We start from the raw sequence: 18,812 nt of genomic DNA, 5'->3' as shown, positions 1-18,812 counted from the left end.
TTGCTGCGCTAGGCCGCTTGATCCAGTGCAAGGTGGCGGTACGATCCCGGAGCCCGTACTCTTCCGACAGCTGCGGATGGCGGAGCAAGCCCCATCCCTTCGGCAATGGCCGTTGCCACCGAGTTGCTGTTCTGGATCAGGAATGAATAGCCCAGACCGGATGCGCGGATGCGCGACGCCACATCCACCGCTGCACGCCATTTTGTGGCGATGGCCGTATAATTTCCTTCGAGCAGCAGTGTGGTGCGCGATGTCGGGCGCACATAGAACTCGGGGCAGTAGATCAGGTCGCGCTTGGAATAGTCGGTTACAACCGCCGTCAGCCGGCCGCGAATGGCGCAGTAGTTGAAACTGCCGTCCGCATTGGCTGCACCGCCATTGATCTCATAAAGCGGCCTGCCCGTCTCGTCGGTCCACACCACAAAATTATGGCTCGCAATCCCGGCAAAGCGCGGGATCGGATAGGAGCCAAAGAGAATGCGGTGGTTCATAAACGGGTGCTCTGGAGTTCTGGTTCGAGGAAATCAGAATCTTCAATAGACCATTTGATTTCAAAGACAACAGGGGCGTTTCTAACAAAAATGTTATACGGATTTGTTTAGCCGGAACACCATCAACGCGCAGACACAAAACTGTCAAACTTGAGCGCTTGTCGGTCCATTTTGGAGCGGTTTGACGCTGACCCGCATAAAACTGATCGAGATATCCCCGCAGATCAGCGTCAAAATTTATTTTTCACGTTTTCGCTGCTGACACCGCGAAAACACTTCCCTTCGCTGGCAAAATTCAGCGCAACGGGTCTTGAGATCAGACGACCCGCGCCCGAATCTCGCCGATGCCATCGACGCCGCCATGCATTTCATCGCCGCGGACGATGGCGCCCACACCGGCAGGCGTGCCGGAAAAGATCAGGTCGCCCGCCTGGAGCGTGAACAATGTCGAGAGATAGGCGATGGTTTCCGGGACATTCCAGATCAGCTGCCTGAGATCGCCACGCTGGCGTTCCTGACCGTTCACCTTGAGCCAGATGGCACCGGACGACGGATGGCCGATTTTTGCAGCCGGAACAATATCGGAACAGGGTGCAGAAGCCTCGAATGCCTTGGCCACGTCCCACGGACGCCCCAGTTTCTTGGCTTCCCCCTGCAAGTCGCGCCGGGTCATATCGAGGCCGACCGCGTAGCCGAAGACGTGATCGAGTGCGCTGTCGACGGCGATGTCGGTTCCGCCCTTCCCCAGTGCAATGACCATTTCCATCTCATAGTGAACATCGCTGGAGCCGCTGGGATAGGGAAAATCGCCATTGCCGGTGACCAGCGCATCCGGATTCTTCTGGAAGAAGAACGGTGGCTCGCGGTTCGGATCATGACCCATTTCGATGGCGTGATCGGCGTAGTTTCGCCCGACACAATAAATCCGGTGCACGGGGAACAGCTTTTCCGAACCGGTCACATGCAAAACCGGCTGGGAAACGGGCTGGAAAACAAATTGATCGTTCGGCATTATGGGCCCTTCACTTGAGATTGATGACCGTGATCGGATTCGATCTTGGCAAGCTGTTTGGCACGCTACACATGGTATAGAAGTCAGACAATCGTCCAATGCAATCCGGCAAATGCAGCGTCATTGTGCCCTGTAGCAGGAATGTTCAGCCTTTATGGATCAAAGATTCGTGCATGAAAGAACAGGCGTCACGGATGATGACGCGGGGTTGCTGGACCGGGTCCAGCATGCGAGCTTCCAGTATTTCTGGGATGGTGCTCATCCCCGAAGCGGGCTGGCCCGCGACCGCACCGGTAAAAATGCCGACCCGAAGAACGATCTCGTTGCCGCAGGGGCGAGCGGGTTTGGTTTCATGGCCATTCTTGTGGCCACCGAGCGCGGCTGGATCGAGCGGCAAGCGGCCCTCGGCCGGATCGGAACAATGCTGACGGCGCTGGAACAGACCAAACGCCATCACGGCGTGTTTCCGCATTTCTTCCATGGCGGCGACGGGTCCACCATCCCCTTTTCCATGCGCGATGACGGCGGCGATCTGGTCGAAACCGCGTTCCTGCTGCAGGGTCTGATCTGCGTGCGGCAGTATTTTGCCGCGCCAGCCCCGGAAGAGACGGCGCTGCGCGACCGGATCAACCATCTCTGGCACGCCGTCGAGTGGACTGCACACCTCAAGCATGACGAAAAGGTCCTGTACTGGCATCACAGCCCCCGCTATCACTTCGCCCGCAATGTACCGATCCGCGGCTGGAATGAAGCGCTGATCGCCTATGTCCTGGCGGCAGGTGCCCCCAGGCACGGCATTGATGCCGACATCTATCACGAGGGCTTTGCCACCGGCAGCCAGTTCATCAACGGGCGGGATTATTACGGTATCACCCTGCCGCTCGGCCCCGACTATGGCGGGCCGCTGTTCTTCGCCCATTATTCGTTCTGCGGCCTCGATCCGCGCGGGCTTTCCGACCGCTATGCCGATTACTGGCAGCAGAACTGCAACCATGCCCGCATCAATTACCAGCACTGCGTCGAGAACCCGCATGGGTATCGCGGCTATGGCCCGGACAGCTGGGGCCTGACCTCGAGCCACGGCCCCACCGGCTATGTCGTCAGCTCTCCGGCCTCGGATTTCGGCCTGATCGCGCCCACGGCCGCCCTTTGCAGCCTGCCCTATCTGCCCGAGGAGGCCATGAATGCCTTGCGGTACTTTTTCCAGCTGCCCCAGGCAAAGGTATGGGGGCGCTTTGGCTTTGTCGATGCGTTTTCACAGACCAGCGGATGGTTTGCCCGTACCTATCTCGGTATCGATCAGGGACCCGTGGTTGCCATGATCGAGAACCATCGCACCGGCCTGTTGTGGAACCTGTTCATGAGCGCCCCGGAAATTCAGGACGGGTTGCGCACACTCGGTTTTTCCAGCCCGCATCTCGCCGCTGCCCGGCAGGAAATTTTGGAACCATTGGGCTGATTGTGCATTGCCACAAGCGGAGCAGCCGGCCACATTCTGCCGGATCGCGGCAGCCATCGGGGAGTATTCATGCAGGTTCATGCCGTTTTCAACCGCGATGGCGGCACCTTTCGCACCCTCGACATTGCGGCATTCGCCCTGAAGGCGAAAGAAATCTTCGAACAGCACGGGCATGCCTTCCAAAGCGATGTTGTGGCCGGCAAGGATATCGTGAAGGCGCTCGAGAATGCGGCCGCGAGGGATCGGGACGGCGTGCTGATGGCCGGTGGCGGCGATGGAACCATTTCCGCCGCTGCAGCCGTCGCCTGGAAGACCGGAATTCCGCTGGCAGTGCTGCCCGCCGGAACCATGAACCTTTTCGCCCGGTCGCTGAAAATACCGCTTGAGCTGAATGCGGCGCTCGAGAGCCTCGCCAGCGGTGTGATTAGCGCAGCCGATATCTCGACCGCCAATGAGCGCGCTTTCGTGCACCAGTTCGCCATCGGCTTTCAACCGCGGATGATCAAGCTGCGCAACACGCTGGAATACAGTTCCCAGTGGGGAAAGCGCCTGGCCAGCATGCGGGCATTTGCCAAGGTGATAGGGCGGCCGCCCCGCTTTGCCGTCCGGCTGACCATCGACGGCGCATCAACCGAGCGGACAGTCTCGGCGATTTCCGTCTCCAACAACCCCTATGGCCGGGGCTTGCTGCCGATCGCCGACAGCCTGGATCAGGGGAAGCTTGGCGTGTACATCGCCGACCGGATATCGCTTTCATCCCTCGCCAAATTGGCCGCCACCGTCCTGATGGGGTCATGGCGCAACAACAACGACGTGGACGAGATATTGGCCGGGGAGGTCGATCTGCATTTTCCGCATCTTCATGGCCGTAAAAGAGCCACCATAGATGGCGAGCTCATCCCGCTGGAGCGCGACGTCGTCATCAAGGTGCATGCAGGCGCGTTGCGGGTGCTGGTTCCGGCAGAGCCTTCACCCAAATGAAAACGGCGTGACTCTCGCCACGCCGTTTGAACGAAAGCTGGAGGCAATCAGCCTTCCTGCTGTTGCGCCTGCTTCTTCTTCGACTTCTTGGCTGGAGCGGCCGTGTCGCCAGCGGCTTTCTTGGCAGCAGCCGCCTCTTCCGCCGCAACCTGGTCGGCGCTTTTCGGCATTGTGTCGACGACGGAGCGGACTTTGCCCTTGTCGGTGACTGTGCACAGCGCATTGCGGATATCGACTTTCAGGGAGACTTCGTTGACGCCACCACCGACAGCGCGTTCATCGACGGCCTTGATATTGCTCGCCGAAAGCACGTATTTGCTCGCTGCGGCAGCAATGCACGGCGCTGCGAGTTCCGAACTGACGGGCGGGCGGACCGGAGAGAATGTTGCGAATGTCGGGCCTGCACTCGGCTCGCCGGTTGTGGAACATGCGGCAAGGGGAATGAGAACTGCCAGGGGGGCAATCCGGCTTAGAATAGAGGTAGGCAGGCGCATGGCTTTCTCCGCAAAGTCTCGTCGCAGGATGATGTCTGTTTAGGCCGGAAACTATTCGCTTTTACCCATTTGTCTAGTGGCACAATCGCCACAATGGGACTTTATTGCCACAATCCCCAGATCGCTCCTTATGGTGTAACGGTGAGCATCCAGTTCAGAACGCCGCGCCAATCCGACATGCGGATGGGCGTTCCGTGGTTGCCTGTCTCGAAACGGACGAACCGCACCGGATAACCTTTCGTCGTACTGCGTATTTTCTGGTAGAACGCTTCCTGATTGTCGATCGCGAACACCGGATCGCGGCTGCCGTGACCAAAGAAAACCGGTATGCGCCGCTTGTAGGCGGGCGAACCGATGAACTTGTCCTCCCACAGGGAACCCAGCATTACCAAGCCGGAAATGTTTTTCGCTGCTTCCGCATCCTGCGCCAGTCCCCAGCAGAGCGAGCCGCCCATGGAACCGCAGGCGACGAACAGCTTTGCCTGCGGCGATTGCGATTTGAAGTAGGCAATGAGCCCGGCAACCTGCGCCACACCCTTGTCACCAAAGTCGCGGAAATCGGGCGTGAGATAGAGCCCGTCATTGAGAACCATCAGGTTCTTGATGCGGTTGAAATTACCGCCGAAGGTAAAATCGTTCATGCCCTGCTGGCGGTTGCCGCCCTGTCCGTGCAGATAGATCGTGATCACGGATGCGCCGGGTTCGATTTTCCCGGCAGCCATCACCTTGACCGGACCGCTGGCGGTGGTCACCACCAGATCCTTCTGCATCCGCTTGGCGGCAAGATCGATATACCGGCGTTTGACCCGCAGTTCCGGCACATCGTCGCGGCCATTGATATCGCGCATCTCATTGTAATCGACCACGGTGTAGTCGCCGCCATCGGCCGTCTTCATGATGCCGGGATAGGCAAACAAGTCGTCCTTGAAGGGCGCAAGCTGCGCGGCAAATGTCGCGCTGGAAAGACCGATGGCAGCCAGCGCGCCAAGAAAAATAGTCCTGAACAAATGCAAATCCCCTGATTATCGTGCCGCTGCCACGATGGTGCCGCCGGCCAGCCGAAGCATATCGGGCGTGTCGACGTCAATGGCCGCCGCTTCGCCAAGCTCTACATCAATGACCGGAATATCGCCACGCTCCACCAGATGCCGTGCGCCGACATCGCCGGCCAGCGTAAAAACCTCGTCGAAGAGGAAGCGCGGCAGGATGACGGGATTGCCACGTTTGCCCTTGAAGGTTGCGCGGACGACCGTTTGCCCGCCAACACCCTGGAATTGCCGGATCATGGTTTGCAGATCGGTTGCGGACAAGGCAGGCATATCCGCGAGCATGATCATGACGCCGTCCGAGGATGCCGGAACGTGACGGATGGCCGCGTGCAATGACGAGGCAAGCCCGCTGGCATGATCTGTGTTGAGCACAATGTTCACGGGCAGCCCGTCCAGCGCGGCGCTGCATTCCTGCGCCATGTAGCCGAGTACGGCAATCACCGGCTCGCCTCCGGCCTGGACTGCCAGTTCCGCTGACCGGCGGATCAGCGGCACGCCATCGAACGTGGCCAATAATTTGTTGGCGCCGCCCATGCGGCTCGACCGCCCGGCGGCAAGAACAGCTATGGCGACCGCCGGCCTTGGCAGCGGCGGCCTGGGGTCTCTTGGCTGTGGCCGGGTCGGAATTTCCATCAGCAGGCCGCCAACGCCCATGCCGACAATATCTGCCTTGGTGACCGGAATATCGGCCAGGAGCCGGTCGATCACCCAGTCAAATCCATTTTCCTTCGGGCTTCGGGCGCAGCCGGGCGCGCCGATGACCGGCTTGCCGCCGAGTTCGCCCAGCACCAGCAGGTTGCCGGGATCGACGGGCATGCCGACATGATGAACAATGCCCCCCACATCCCGGATGGCTGCGGGAACCACGTCATCCCTGTCGACCACGGCGGACGCGCCGAAAATGATCACCATATCGCTGTTGCGGTGCATCTGCCGGATGGATGCCGCCAGCGCAGCTGTCTCGTGGACCGGGCGCAATTCTCCGATCAGGCTCCCGCCGCTGGCGCTCACGCGCGCATCGACAACCCGCATGGTCTTGTCGAGCACGGAGGGTTTCACCGACGCAAGCGTCGTCTGGATCAGGCCGACCCGGGCACCGGAAAAGGCATGAACACCAAAAGCATCACGCTGGTGTGCAAGCGTGGCGATTTCATCGAGAACGGCCTTCGATACGGCAAACGGGATGATCTTGATGGTGACAACCATCTGCCCCGGCTCTACCCGCTCGAATGGTTTGAGCGTGGCTATCGTGACCGATGCATCCACCGAATTGATCGCATTGATCAGGTCGGCGTCCACCGTAAAAAGCCCGGCGGTCTGCGCGTAGCAGTTCACCCGTCCGGTAGAGGCAGGGCCGGCCTGAATGCCGAAGCACTGCAGGGCAGCGGTTATCTGCCGGGCAGCGGCATTTTCCTCGACGTCACCGGCATCAAGGCGCGCTGCCGTGACATGGGTAACACCGGCACTGCGCAATTGCGCGATATCGTCCCCGGTCAGGACATGTCCCTTTTTCAGCTTGACCGCGCCCGCATGGGTGGAATGGGCAAGAATGGCGCCGATGGCCTGATCGAGGGGAGTATCGCCGAAAATCATGCGGTCTTTTCCAGTGTTTGGGCCGTACGCAACCGGCGTGCCCGGAAGGCCTTGATGACTTCAGCCAGCACGGCGACGGCAATTTCCGCCGGACTTGCCGCACCGATGTCGAGGCCGATCGGCGCATGGATGGCGGCAATGCTTTGCTCGTCCAGGCCGAGTGCCTGCAACCGCTCCACCCGCTTGGCATGGGTTTTGCGGCTGCCGAGCGCACCGATATAGAAGCATCCGGCCCTCAGGGCCTGTTCCAGCGCATAATCGTCAATCTTCGGGTCGTGAGTCACCACGGCAACAGCCGTGTAGGCATCGAGCGGGCGGGCTTTCAGCGCATCCTGCGGCCATTCAGCCAGAAGCCGCACATCGGGAAAACGGTCCGGCGTGGCGAAGGCCGTGCGCGGATCGATGATCTCCATGTCATAGCCCGCCAGCCGTGCCATCGGCGCCAGCGCCTGGCTGATATGCACGGCACCGATCACCACGAGACGCGGCGGCGGCAGGTGAACGTTGAGAAAGAACGACCGGCCGTCCACCGCGGCGACACCGGACTGTCCGGACAGGAATGCCTTCGCGATCACTTCGCCGAGTTGTCCGGCGACGGGATCGCCCTCCCTGATGACCCGGTCGCGGCCGTCGCCGAGGTCGGTCAGCAGCAGCGCCGCCCTGCGGGCCTGGCGTTCGATGTTCAGTTTCTTGAGGCAATAGGGATCCATGATGCAATCTCAGCCAAGCCGTTCAACATAGACTTTGATGCGGCCGCCGCAGGAAAGCCCGACCTGCCAGGCCGTTTCGTCGGCAACACCAAACTCCAGCAGCCGGGGTTCGCCGGTGGTGATCACGTCCATGGCCTCGGCGATCACCGAACCCTCGACACAGCCGCCGGAAACCGAGCCTTCAAAATTGCCCTTTTCATCAATGACAAGGTGACTGCCGACCGGACGCGGCGCCGATCCCCATGTTTCGATGACCGTGGCAATAGCAACGTCACGGCCGCCGGACATCCAGCGCTCGGCGACGAGCAGCGGATCGTGTTCACTTGTGCTTTGCTGTGTCATGGCCATGCCTCCCGCACCATTATGCGTATAAGCTGGGTTGCTGGGAAGAACTTTGCAACCAGCGCTTGGGATCATCACGCTTTTCCGATGGGCGGCTCAACGCCTGGCACAAATCCTCCAGCGCATCGAGATTGTGCACGGCGCGAAAATCATCGACATAGGGCAGCATGGCCCTGACGCCGCGGGCGCGCGGCTCGAAACCTTCAAAGCGCAGCAGCGGGTTCAGCCAGATCAGGCGGCGGCAGGATTTTGCCAGCCGTTCCATCTCCGCTTCAAGCCCGCTGGTTTCCTCACGCTCAAGGCCATCGGTAATCAGCAGCACCACCGCCCCCTGCCCGAGCACCCGGCGCGACCACTGACGATTGAACACACGCAGCGTCTCGCCGATGCGCGTTCCGCCCGACCAGTCGTGCACGGCGCCGGTGCAGTGCGCAATCGCATCGTCCGGGTCGCGGTAACGCAGCGGGCGGGTGATGTTGCTGAGGCGCGTTCCGAAGACAAAACAATGCACGCGGCGGCGCTTGGCCATCATCGCATGCATGAAATGCAGGAAAATGCGGGTATACTGGCTCATCGAGCCGGAAATATCCGCAAGAACCACCAAGGGCGGGTGAATTTCCCGCCGCGACCGGAATTTCGGCAGGATGAGGTCGCCGCCGGTTTTCAGGCTCGACCGCATCATCGCCCTGGGATCGATGCGTGGGCCCTTCGGATCGGCCCGGAAACGGCGTGTCGCCACTTCATCGACCGGCAGGCGGAGCTGATCCATGGCACGCCGCGCCTGCGCCAGTTCATCGGCGGTCATCTGGGCGAAATCCTTCGACCGCAGCACTTCCCTGCCGGAAAAGGTGAAACGCGCATCGATATCGATGTCCGGCGGCCGCTCTTGCGGCGCATTGCGGGCCTTACCCTTGAACAGCGCTTCGGCAACACGCGCTTCCGCCGCCTTCGGCTTCGGCCGTTCCCGTGCCACGGCAACCGGCGAGAACATCGCCAGCATTTTCTCGATCAGCTCGCGCGAGCGCCAGTACAGCCGGAATGCCTCGTCAAAGGTGGCGTGATCCTCGCGCCTGGTGACAAGCACGCTGTGCAGCGTCCAGTAAAAATCGTCGCGCGAACCGATGCCGCCGGCAAGCACCGCCTCGATGGCGTCCTTGACCGCCGCCGGGCCGACCCGCAAACCTGCCTTGCGCAGGGTCCTGGCAAAATAGACGATATTGTCCGCCAGCCGGCTGTCCTGCCGGGGAGTTTGCGGGGAAGAAGCGAATGTCTCCATGTCAAGCCGCGTTCAATTCTGCCTTGACCTCATCGAGAATGCGCCGTCCTTCGCCCGTTGCGATGCGCGCAATATCGTCCTGATATTTGAGCAGCACACCGATGGTGTCGGAGATGGTTTCCGGATCGAGCGCCAGCTTGTCCATCTCGGTCAAGGCACCCGCCCAGTCGATGGTTTCGGCGACGCCGGGCAGCTTGAAAAGGTCCATGTCGCGCAATTTCTGCACGTAGCGGACAATTTCCGTCGACAGCCGCTCATTGGCGGCAGGCACCTTGCGCCGGACGATTTCCAGCTCCCGTTCCGCCGAGGGATAGTCCACCCAGTGATAGAGACAGCGGCGCTTCAGGGCGTCGTGGATTTCCCGCGTGCGGTTGGTGGTGATGATGACAATCGGCGGCTCAGCGGCGACAATGGTGCCGAGTTCGGGCACCGTCACCTGATAGTCCGACAGAACCTCCAGCAGAAAAGCCTCGAAGGCCTCATCGGTCCGGTCCAGCTCATCGATCAGAAACACCGGCGCCCGGCCAGGTTCGCCCGAAAGCGCCTGCAGAACCGGCCGCCGGATCAGGAATTTTTCAGAAAAGACATTGCGTTCGATGGCTGTCTTATCGGCTATGCCGGTCGCCTCATCCAGCCTGATCTCGATCATCTGCGCGGCGTAATTCCATTCATACACTGCGGAGGAGATATCGAGGCCTTCATAGCATTGCAGGCGGATCAGCGGCCGATCCAGCGTCGACGCAAGAACCTTGGCGATCTCGGTCTTGCCGACACCCGCTTCCCCCTCGAGAAACAGCGGCCGTTTCATCCGCAGGCTGAGAAACAGCACCGTCGCCAGCGCCCGGTCCGCCACATAGCCGCCGGTTTCAAGCAGTGCCAGCGTCGCGTCGATCGATTGCGGCAATGATGAAACAGTCTGGTCGGCCATGAAATCTCCGTTTTGGACCTATTCCCCTACGCCATGATAGGAGCGGTTGAGATAGACAAGCGATTGGCCGCGCTCCCCGGTGTTGAGCGCGGTGACCTTGCCATAGATGACATAATGCGTGGCAACCTCATGGGTGGCAATGATGCGGCAATCAAAACTGGCAAGTGCGTTCATCAGCACCGGCGCACCGGTTTGCAGCGTTTGCCACTGCCCGAGGGCAAACCGGTCTTCCTGCGGCAAATCTCCCTTGCCGGAAAAGGCCTCGGAAATCGCCCGCTGGTCCGCCGAAAGCACGTTCAGCGCGAAAACCTGGTTTTCGATGAAAAGATGATTGAATTCATGCTGCCGGTTCAAACAGACCAGAATGGTGGCCGGATTGTCGGATACGGAACATGCGGCAGAAATGGTCACGCCACGTCTGCCCGCCGGTCCATCGGTGGTAATGACGTGAACCGCTTCCGCAAAATGACTCATGGCATTGCGGAATGCGAGAGGTTCTATTTTCTGGTCCTTGGCGATGAGCACAGTTTTATTTCCGTTGTCCAAATCATCACTAACGCAACACGCGCCCGAACTATAGCTGTAGAATATTTTTTCTGCGGCTTGGACTCTTTCCGGCGGAACGAGCCAATATTATCGCGCTATGCTTACCCTTTTATATAGAGCCGGATTGCACAGAGTGAAGGAAACAGTTACCCAAATCGAACGTTTCGTCATCCGCCATCTCGAAGGTACGGCAATATCGCAATGAATCCCATGATACGAGCCGCGACGCTTGGTCTGTGCCTGTTGTTCGGCAGCGTCGCCTATGCACAGGACAAGATCGGCGTCATTGCACCGCTCTCCGGTTCCTTTGCGCGGCTTGGCAATCAGTTGGTCGACGGTGCCAATGCCGCGGTTGCCGGCACCAAGCAGGGACAAGACATCAGCGTTGTGACCGCCGACGACAAATGCGATGCGGCAGGCGGGGCCGCCGCCGCCCGGGAAATGGTGCTGGCCAATGCGACGATTGTGGTCGGCTTTCTCTGCACGGAATCGCTTGAAGCCGCCCTGCCCATCCTCGGGCAGAAGGGCATTGCCGTCATTACACCCGGGGTTCGGGATTTGACCCTGACGGAAATGCGCGCGGATACGCCTTATCCGGTGTTCCGCATTGCCTCCTCCGAGCGCAATGCCGCCCGTGAGACCGGCGACATACTGGTGAACCTCTGGCGGACCTCGCCCTTCGCCATAATCGACGACGGCACGATTTTCGGCCGCGAGATCGCCGCCACGGTGCGGGGGCGGCTCGAGGAAAAGGGCCTGAAGCCTGTGTTTGCCGATACCTATCGCCCCGGCCTCGACAATCAGAATGCGCTGGTCGGGCGCCTGAAGCGGGCCGGAGCGACACAGGTTTTCGTCGGCGGCGAACGGGATGACGTCGCTGCCATCGGTCGCAGCGCCGTGGCGCTCAACTATCCCCTGACGATCATCGGCGGTGAATCGCTCAAGGCAACCGCCAGCGGCAGCGATCTGTCCGTGGGAACGCTGATGATCGCACCGCGCGATCCGGAGACCCTCGAGAGCGCCCGCAATGCCAGCAATGCCATGGAACTTGCCGGCAAAGTGCCCGAAGGTTATGCCATTCCCGCCTACGCCGCAGCGGAAGTTGCCGTCCAGCTGCTGACAACCGCGCAGGCCCAGGCCGCCTCCCTGTCCGATCTTCTCAGGAAAAACGTCTTTGAAACCGCCATCGGCCCCGTGCAGTTCGACGCCCGCGGCGAGCGCATTGCCGATACGTTTCGCCTGCAGCGCTATGATGGAAAACAGTTCGTGCAGGAGACCAACTGATGCCGCTGAAGACAGGGCCGCGCAACCTCATCACCGATGTCGCTGGTCTGAGCATCGGCAATGCCGCGGATGCAACCATCAAATCGGGAACCACCGTCATCCTCTGCGATGAACCCGCGACGGCCGCCGTACAGGTTCTTGGCGGCGCGCCCGGCACCCGGGAAACCGATCTGCTTGAGCCGCACAACACGGTTGAAACCATCAATGCACTGGTTCTCTCAGGCGGTTCCGCCTTTGGCCTCGATGCCGCATCGGGCGTGCAGGCGGCCCTGCGCGAAAAGCGCATCGGCTTCAAGGTTGGCGGCCAGCGCATTCCGATCGTCCCTGCCGCCATCCTGTTTGACCTGATCAACGGCGGCGACAAGGATTGGGGCCTTTATCCGCCCTATCGCGAGCTTGGCTATCAGGCCGTGCAATCCGCATCGCGCGATTTTGCCCTCGGCAGCACCGGCGCCGGTACGGGCGCGCTGGTGACCGGCCTGAAAGGCGGGCTCGGCTCGGCCTCATCCGTCCTGCCGAACGGCGCGACAATGGGTGCGCTGGTGGCCGTCAATGCCCTGGGATCGGTGACCGTCGGGCGCAGCCGCCACTTCTGGGCCGCTCCCTTCGAGATTGGCGACGAGTTCGGCGGACTTGGCCTGCCGCATCCGCTTCCCGCCGACGCGGCGGATATCAAGACAAAATTCAAGGAAGCGGCAACAGATACCAACACGACCATCGGTGTCATCGCCACGGACCTGCAATTGACCAAGGCACAGGCCAAACGTCTCGCCATCGCGGCGCATGACGGGTTTGCCCGCGCGATATGGCCCTCGCATACGCCATTCGACGGCGATCTGGTGTTTGCCCTTGCAACCGGCACCGCCGGCCGCGCGCCCGAGATCGACGAATTCATCGAATTGTGCGCAGCAGCGGCGTCCACCATGGCACGGGCCGTCGCGCGCGGCGTGTTTGCGGCAACAGCGGCTCCAAACGACCTGTTTCCTGTGTGGAACGCCCGGCCCTGACGGTTTTCATTGTGCGGTCCGGACGCGCGTGGTAACGGGCGCGCACAACATTTCTACCGGAGAACGCCATGAGCCGCCCGCTTGTCATCGCCCCGTCCATTCTCGCTTCCGACTTTTCAAAGCTCGGTTCGGAAGTCACCACCGTGCTCAAAGCGGGTGCTGACTGGGTGCATATCGACGTCATGGACGGCCATTTCGTGCCGAACATCACCTTCGGCCCCGAAGTGGTCAAGGCAATCCGCCCGCTGACCTCCGCGGTTTTCGACACCCATCTGATGATTGCGCCGTGCGATCCCTATATCGAGGCCTTTGCCAAGGCCGGATCGGACATCATCACTATTCATGCCGAGGCCGGACCGCACGTCCACCGCTCGCTGCAGGCCATTCGCGCCCTTGGCAAGAAGGCCGGCATCGCCATCAATCCGGGAACGCCGGAATCTGCCATCGAATATGTCCTGAACGACGTGGATCTGGTGCTGGTCATGACCGTCAATCCCGGCTTTGGCGGCCAGAAATTCATTTCCGAGACCCTGGGCAAGATCCGCAAGGTCAAGGCGATGATCGGCGACCGCCCCATCGATCTGGAAGTGGATGGCGGGATTACCGCCGACACCGCCGGATTGGCAACACAGGCGGGCGCCAATGCACTGGTTGCCGGTTCTGCCGTGTTCAAGGGCGGATCGGAAGCAAGCTACCGCGCCAATATCGAGCTGATCCGCAACGCAACCATCAAGGGCTCGTGATGCGCCTTTCCCTCCTGCTTCGCGCCGCCCTCGCCGTTCTGGTCGCGGGTTTTTCGCCAGTGGCGGCACGGGCAGGAGATGTTGCAAAACTTGACATTCTTGGCTTTTCCAAAGACGGCAAGGTTTTTGCCTTCGAGGAATACGGCGTCCAGGATGGTTCCGGCTTTCCCTACGCCAACCGCTATTATATCGACACGGCAACCGACGCCTTTCTTCCCAAGACACCGGTGCGGGTGCGCCTCGACGATGAAAAGGCCTCTCTCGCCGATGCCCGCGAAAAGGCTGGCCGGGATGCACAGGGGCTGACCGGGCTTTCCGACACGGAACTGCGCGCCAATGCAGGCGATACGGTCGCAGCCAACCCGATCACCGAACTGTCGGCCGACAAGTTCAAGACGACGTTCAATCCGCGCCCGGTTTTCCCTCCCATGGACGAGCCGCTGACGGTGCAACTGCAAGAAATCGATGTCCCGCGCCCGGACAAATGCCCGGAACCGGAGATGTACAAAGGGTTTCGCCTGACGATCCAGCAGGGCACATCCGCCGATATCAGGACGCTGCACGAAGACAAATCCATCCCGTCGAGCCGCAATTGCCCGCAAGGCTACAGCATCGGCGCCGTCCAGACCTTCTATCTCTCGGATGGCAAACCTGCCCTCGCCATTCTGATCGCAGTCCGTTCAATCGGCTTTGAAGGCCCCGATTACCGCTGGCTGGCGGTCACCACGCAACAGTGATTCCAAGGCCATATAGCTGTGCAGGCTGAAAAGCCACGTTGAGTACGGCGGCTTGGTCTGTTAGAGCAGGTTTCACACTCATCCGCCCACCGATTGCCTATAGGAACACACAATGATCCCGCGTTATTCGCGGCCCGAAATGGTCGCCATCTGGTCCCCGGAAACGAAATTCCGCATCTGGTTCGAAATCGAGGCCTATGCCTGCGACGCGTTGGCGGAACTCGGCGTCATCCCGAAGGAAGCTGCTGCGACGATCTGGGAAAAGGGCGGCGCCGCGACATTCGATATCGACCGCATCGACGAGATCGAGCGTGAAACCAAGCATGACGTCATCGCCTTTCTGACGCATCTGGCTGAGATCGTCGGTCCCGACGCGCGCTTCGTGCATCAGGGCATGACCTCGTCCGATGTGCTCGATACCTGTTTCAACGTCCAGCTGATGCGCGCCAGCGACATTCTGCTGGCCGACCTCGACAAGCTGCTGGCAGCCCTGAAGAAGCGTGCCTTCGAGCACAAGGACACGGTCACCATCGGCCGCAGCCACGGTATCCATGCCGAGCCGACCACGTTCGGCGTCAAGCTGGCACAGGCCTATGCCGAATTCGAGCGCTGCCGCACCCGTCTCGTGGCCGCACGCGCCGAGATCGCCACCTGCGCCATTTCCGGCGCTGTCGGCACGTTCGCCAATATCGATCCCTATGTCGAAGAACACGTGGCCAAATCGCTGGGCATGGAGCCGGAACCGGTCTCCACGCAGGTCATCCCGCGTGACCGCCATGCCATGTATTTCGCCACGCTCGGCGTCATCGCCTCGTCCATCGAGCGCCTTTCGGTGGAAATTCGCCACCTGCAGCGCACGGAAGTTCTGGAAGCGGAGGAATATTTCTCCCCCGGCCAGAAGGGTTCCTCCGCCATGCCGCACAAGCGCAATCCGGTGCTGACGGAAAACATGACCGGCCTCGCCCGCATGGTGCGCGCCTTTGCCCTGCCCGCCATGGAAAATGTGGCGCTCTGGCACGAACGCGACATTTCGCATTCGTCCGTCGAGCGCATGATCGGCCCGGACGCGACGATCACGCTTGATTTCGCCCTTGCCCGCATGACCGGCGTCATCGACAAGCTGCTGGTCTATCCGGACAACATGCTGAAAAACATGAACAAGTTCCGTGGTTTGATCCACTCCCAGCGCGTTCTGCTTGCCCTCACGCAGGCCGGTGTGTCCCGCGAGGATTCGTATCGCCTCGTTCAGCGCAACGCGATGAAGGTCTGGGAACAGGGCAAAGATTTCCTCGAGGAGCTGCTGGCCGACGCGGACGTCCGCGCCGCGCTGCCGGAACAGACCATCCGCGAGAAATTCGACCTTGGCTATCATACCAAGCATGTCGACACGATTTTCAGGCGCGTGTTCGGCGAAGCTTGAACACGTCCCATTGATCAAAAGAAAAGCCCGCGGTTTCGCGGGCTTTTTATTGGCAGAAAGCGGTCAGGCCTTTGCCGGTACGATGCGCATGACATTGCCCCAGGGATCGACGATTTCCCGCTCGCCCCGGGCATCGCTCGACACGAATTCGGCCCAGGCGAGACCGGAACGGTCATTGTCCCGCTTGCCCGCACCCTTGCTCTGCCAGGAATTGGCCGCAACATGGTGATGGTAGCCGCCGGTGGACAGGAACACGGCGCTGCCGCCGAAACCGGCAACAGTCTGCATGCCGAGCTCACGATGCCACCATGCCTCCGCGTCCCCGGCATTGCCGACCCGCAGATGCAGATGCCCAACCATGGCGCCATCGGGCGCGCCATTCCATTCCGCGGTATCCGGCTTCAGCTCGCCAAGCAGATTACCGACATCCAGCGCAGCGGTGCCCATCTCGACGGATGAACCGTTCCATTTCCAGTTCTCATGCGGGCGATCCGCATAAATCTCGATGCCATTGCCTTCCGGGTCCGTCAGATAGATGGCCTCGCTGACAATATGGTCCGATGCGCCGACAATCGGCGTGCGCTGGTCGATGGCGCGCCGCGCCCACCGGGCAAGATCGACCCGGCGCGGCAGCAGGAAAGCGGTGTGATAAAGGCCGGCGCTATGCGGATCGTCGGCGCGGATCGCCGCCGCCTGCTCGATTTCGAGCAAAGGCGTCTCACCTGCTCCAAGGATGACCGTCTGCCCCTTGCGGGAGAGTTCCCGCAAGCCGACAACCTCGCGATAATATTTCGCCAGCTGATCGGCATCCCTCGCCTTGATGCCAACTTTTGACACATGGGTCGGGGCCGTTGCTGCAAAGGGAACACTGTTCATATCTGTCTCCGCGCGGGCTGATCCCGCAATCGCCTGGAAAGCCAGCATTCCGGCACCGCCGACGACATCTCTGCGTGTGACCTTCATGTGCACTCCCGGCGATCCACCTGTTACGTTGCGTTTAAAGTCGGATGTTCCATCAACGGATACAAGCCATGCCGCGGCGAACAGCATGTTCACCATTCGCGAACCATAAAATCCGGATTGTTTACAATCTTGTGGCGTTGCGGTTCCCCGATATTTTTCCTAAATGGGGAGCATGAAAGTCAAAGACGCTGATATCCTCATCATTCCCGGTTACACCAATTCCGGTCCCGATCACTGGCAGACACGCTGGGAGGCCAAGCTTTCCACGGCACGGCGCGTCGAGCAGAAGGAATGGTCGAAGCCTGTCCTTGCGGACTGGGTGGCGGAAGTGGTCAAGTCCGTCAACGAAGCGACCCTGCCCGTTGTCGTTGTCGCGCATTCCCTGGGGGTGCCGACCTTTGTGCACGCATTGCCGCAGATCGGCAGCAAGATCAAAGGCGCTTTCCTGGTGACGCCGCCCGACGTGTCAAACCCGAAAATCCGGCCGAAGCACCTGATGACATTCGGCCCCTACCCGCGCGAGCCGTTCACATTTCCATCCATCGTCGTTGCCAGCCGCAATGATCACTATTGCGAATATGCCGTTGCAGAAGACCTGGCGGCGGCCTGGGGATCCCTGTTCATCGATGCCGGTGAATCAGGCCACCTCAACGCCGAATCCGGCCATGGACCCTGGCCGGAAGGCACGATGGTCTTTGCGAAATTTATTTCGCAATTATGATTTAGAACATCGGGCGTTAAATAGGACGTAGTTCTGTTTCGCGGATGGCGAGACAATCCACGCGGAAGGTAGCGAGGCCGATGTTCATCCATCGGACGAAGCTGCCTGACAAAGTGGGTGTCCGCCAGCCGGAAACCCGAAGGGCCGGGTGAATTTGGCCCAATTCCATCGGGCAGAACACGTCTTATTTATCGCCCGATGCTCTAACGGCTGCCAGCAATGTCTGCACACCCAATTGCAGATAGGCCGTGTCGACGGAGATCGGCACATAGGTGAAACCGAGACCGGTGAAACGCTTTGCCAGTTCGGCATTGGGCGCGTAGATGCCGCAGAGCTTGCCTGCGGCGCGTGCCTTGGCGGCGATTTCCCGCAGCGGCTCGATGATCGCCTGCGACCCGGCATCCACCTCGGCCCCGTTGCTCCAGCCGATGGAGAAATCCGCTGGGCCGACAAAAACACCGTCGATACCATCGATGGCCAGAATACCGTCCAGCGCGGCAAAGGCGGCGCGTGTCTCGATCATTGCGAAAGCCAGCGTCTTGGCATTGACCTCAGTCAGATAGCCGCCGGAACCGCTGGCGCCATAGCTTGCCGGACGCCCGCGCAACTGCCCCCACGACCGCTCGCCGACCGGCGGGTATTTCATGGAAGCAGCAAAACGCCGCGCATCTTCAACCGAATTGATCATCGGGGCGATAATGCCCTCGGCGCCGAAGTCCAGTGCCCGGCTTGCCATGTCGAACCGGTCGACGGGAATGCGTACCACCGTATGCTTGCCTGCGCCCTGGATGATACCGATGCTTTGCAGAACCGATTCCGTATCGAACGGGCCGTGCTGCATGTCGAGCATGAAGGCGGTGAAATCCGTCCGGCACAGGGTTTCCATGACCAGCGGATGAGGCAGGTTGCACCAGGCGGAAAAAACCGTTTCTCCCGCCCTCAGACGTGATGCTAGCGACATGATCTCTCCCGGAAATTGTTGCTGATGGCCGACTCGGCTTGTGGTCCGATTCTGACATTTGCCCCCCTTTGATACAAGCCACTCAGGCAAATGTC

At 60.6% G+C, this 18,812-nt stretch carries 20 protein-coding genes; 8 read left to right on the top strand and 12 right to left on the bottom strand.

Features of this window, described 5'->3' with window-relative positions:
* Positions 1-8: 8 nt before the first annotated feature.
* Together J1W56_RS09265 and J1W56_RS09260 are read right to left on the bottom strand one after the other, a co-directional pair.
* Complete coding sequence (locus J1W56_RS09265; protein ID WP_223612993.1) at positions 9-491, bottom strand: hypothetical protein; 483 nt, start codon at positions 489-491, stop codon at positions 9-11.
* 316 nt (positions 492-807) lie between these two features.
* Positions 808-1,503, bottom strand: a complete 696-nt coding sequence (locus tag J1W56_RS09260) for a fumarylacetoacetate hydrolase family protein (RefSeq protein WP_223612992.1) — start codon at positions 1,501-1,503, stop codon at positions 808-810.
* Between the two features lie 154 nt (positions 1,504-1,657).
* Here J1W56_RS09260 and J1W56_RS09255 point away from each other — a divergent pair, with 154 nt between their 5' ends.
* The gene (locus J1W56_RS09255; RefSeq protein WP_223612991.1) at positions 1,658-2,962 is read left to right on the top strand and encodes a glucoamylase family protein; all 1,305 of its coding nucleotides are present in this window, start codon (positions 1,658-1,660) and stop codon (positions 2,960-2,962) included.
* 69 nt (positions 2,963-3,031) lie between these two features.
* A complete protein-coding gene (locus J1W56_RS09250; protein WP_223612990.1) occupies positions 3,032-3,943 on the top strand; it encodes a diacylglycerol/lipid kinase family protein in 912 nt (303 codons plus the stop codon).
* Between the two features lie 47 nt (positions 3,944-3,990).
* On the opposite strand, the gene J1W56_RS09245 is transcribed toward J1W56_RS09250, so the two are convergent.
* The 8 genes from J1W56_RS09245 to J1W56_RS09210 form a co-directional block, all read right to left on the bottom strand.
* A complete protein-coding gene (locus tag J1W56_RS09245; protein ID WP_223612989.1) occupies positions 3,991-4,437 on the bottom strand; it encodes a hypothetical protein in 447 nt (148 codons plus the stop codon).
* A gap of 128 nt (positions 4,438-4,565) precedes the next feature.
* Entirely contained in the window at positions 4,566-5,444 is an 879-nt protein-coding gene (locus J1W56_RS09240; protein ID WP_404928113.1) for an alpha/beta hydrolase family protein, read from the bottom strand.
* Positions 5,445-5,459: 15 nt separating this feature from the next.
* Positions 5,460-7,079 carry an NTP transferase domain-containing protein gene (locus J1W56_RS09235; RefSeq protein ID WP_223612988.1) on the bottom strand — a complete coding sequence of 540 codons (1,620 nt, stop codon included), beginning with the start codon at positions 7,077-7,079 and terminating at the stop codon, positions 5,460-5,462.
* Complete coding sequence (locus J1W56_RS09230; protein ID WP_223612987.1) at positions 7,076-7,789, bottom strand: XdhC family protein; 714 nt, start codon at positions 7,787-7,789, stop codon at positions 7,076-7,078. The genes J1W56_RS09235 and J1W56_RS09230 overlap by 4 nt, the downstream gene beginning before the upstream one ends.
* A gap of 9 nt (positions 7,790-7,798) precedes the next feature.
* Positions 7,799-8,131 (bottom strand): XdhC family protein, encoded by a 333-nt coding sequence (locus J1W56_RS09225; RefSeq protein WP_223612986.1) that lies wholly within the window; start codon positions 8,129-8,131, stop codon positions 7,799-7,801.
* A 19-nt stretch (positions 8,132-8,150) separates the two neighbouring features.
* Positions 8,151-9,407, bottom strand: coding sequence for a vWA domain-containing protein (locus J1W56_RS09220; RefSeq protein ID WP_223612985.1), 1,257 nt, complete (start codon positions 9,405-9,407; stop codon positions 8,151-8,153).
* Between the two features lies 1 nt (position 9,408).
* On the bottom strand, positions 9,409-10,335 hold the full coding sequence (locus J1W56_RS09215; protein ID WP_223612984.1) for an AAA family ATPase: 927 nt from the start codon (positions 10,333-10,335) through the stop codon (positions 9,409-9,411).
* A gap of 18 nt (positions 10,336-10,353) precedes the next feature.
* Positions 10,354-10,854: a flavin reductase gene (locus J1W56_RS09210; RefSeq protein WP_374042771.1), complete on the bottom strand. Its 501-nt coding sequence runs from the start codon at positions 10,852-10,854 to the stop codon at positions 10,354-10,356.
* Positions 10,855-11,091: 237 nt separating this feature from the next.
* On the opposite strand from J1W56_RS09210, the gene J1W56_RS09205 reads away from it, so the two are divergent.
* The 5 genes from J1W56_RS09205 (at position 11,092) to purB (ending at position 16,072) form a co-directional block, all read left to right on the top strand.
* Positions 11,092-12,165 (top strand): branched-chain amino acid ABC transporter substrate-binding protein, encoded by a 1,074-nt coding sequence (locus J1W56_RS09205; protein WP_223612983.1) that lies wholly within the window; start codon positions 11,092-11,094, stop codon positions 12,163-12,165.
* Complete coding sequence (locus J1W56_RS09200; protein WP_223612982.1) at positions 12,165-13,172, top strand: P1 family peptidase; 1,008 nt, start codon at positions 12,165-12,167, stop codon at positions 13,170-13,172. The genes J1W56_RS09205 and J1W56_RS09200 overlap by 1 nt, the downstream gene beginning before the upstream one ends.
* Before the next feature lie 68 nt (positions 13,173-13,240).
* A complete protein-coding gene (rpe, locus tag J1W56_RS09195) occupies positions 13,241-13,915 on the top strand; it encodes a ribulose-phosphate 3-epimerase (RefSeq protein ID WP_223612981.1) in 675 nt (224 codons plus the stop codon).
* Entirely contained in the window at positions 13,915-14,652 is a 738-nt protein-coding gene (locus tag J1W56_RS09190; RefSeq protein ID WP_223612980.1) for a DUF2259 domain-containing protein, read from the top strand. The genes rpe and J1W56_RS09190 overlap by 1 nt, the downstream gene beginning before the upstream one ends.
* A 112-nt stretch (positions 14,653-14,764) precedes the next feature.
* Positions 14,765-16,072, top strand: a complete 1,308-nt coding sequence (gene purB, locus J1W56_RS09185; protein ID WP_223612979.1) for an adenylosuccinate lyase — start codon at positions 14,765-14,767, stop codon at positions 16,070-16,072.
* 63 nt (positions 16,073-16,135) lie between these two features.
* Here purB and J1W56_RS09180 read toward each other — a convergent pair whose 3' ends face one another.
* A complete protein-coding gene (locus tag J1W56_RS09180; protein WP_223612978.1) occupies positions 16,136-17,035 on the bottom strand; it encodes a VOC family protein in 900 nt (299 codons plus the stop codon).
* A 172-nt stretch (positions 17,036-17,207) separates the two neighbouring features.
* Here J1W56_RS09180 and J1W56_RS09175 point away from each other — a divergent pair, with 172 nt between their 5' ends.
* Positions 17,208-17,756: an RBBP9/YdeN family alpha/beta hydrolase gene (locus J1W56_RS09175; protein WP_223612977.1), complete on the top strand. Its 549-nt coding sequence runs from the start codon at positions 17,208-17,210 to the stop codon at positions 17,754-17,756.
* Between the two features lie 184 nt (positions 17,757-17,940).
* On the opposite strand, the gene J1W56_RS09170 is transcribed toward J1W56_RS09175, so the two are convergent.
* On the bottom strand, positions 17,941-18,717 hold the full coding sequence (locus tag J1W56_RS09170) for an HpcH/HpaI aldolase family protein (protein WP_223612976.1): 777 nt from the start codon (positions 18,715-18,717) through the stop codon (positions 17,941-17,943).
* Between the last annotated feature and the right edge of the window lie 95 nt (positions 18,718-18,812).

The organism is Phyllobacterium calauticae, from assembly GCF_019991125.1.
GTDB classification, from domain to species: Bacteria; Pseudomonadota; Alphaproteobacteria; order Rhizobiales; family Rhizobiaceae; genus Phyllobacterium; species Phyllobacterium calauticae.
Note: the sequence above shows the minus strand (reverse complement) of the source record. Positions and strands in the feature narration are given on the sequence as shown.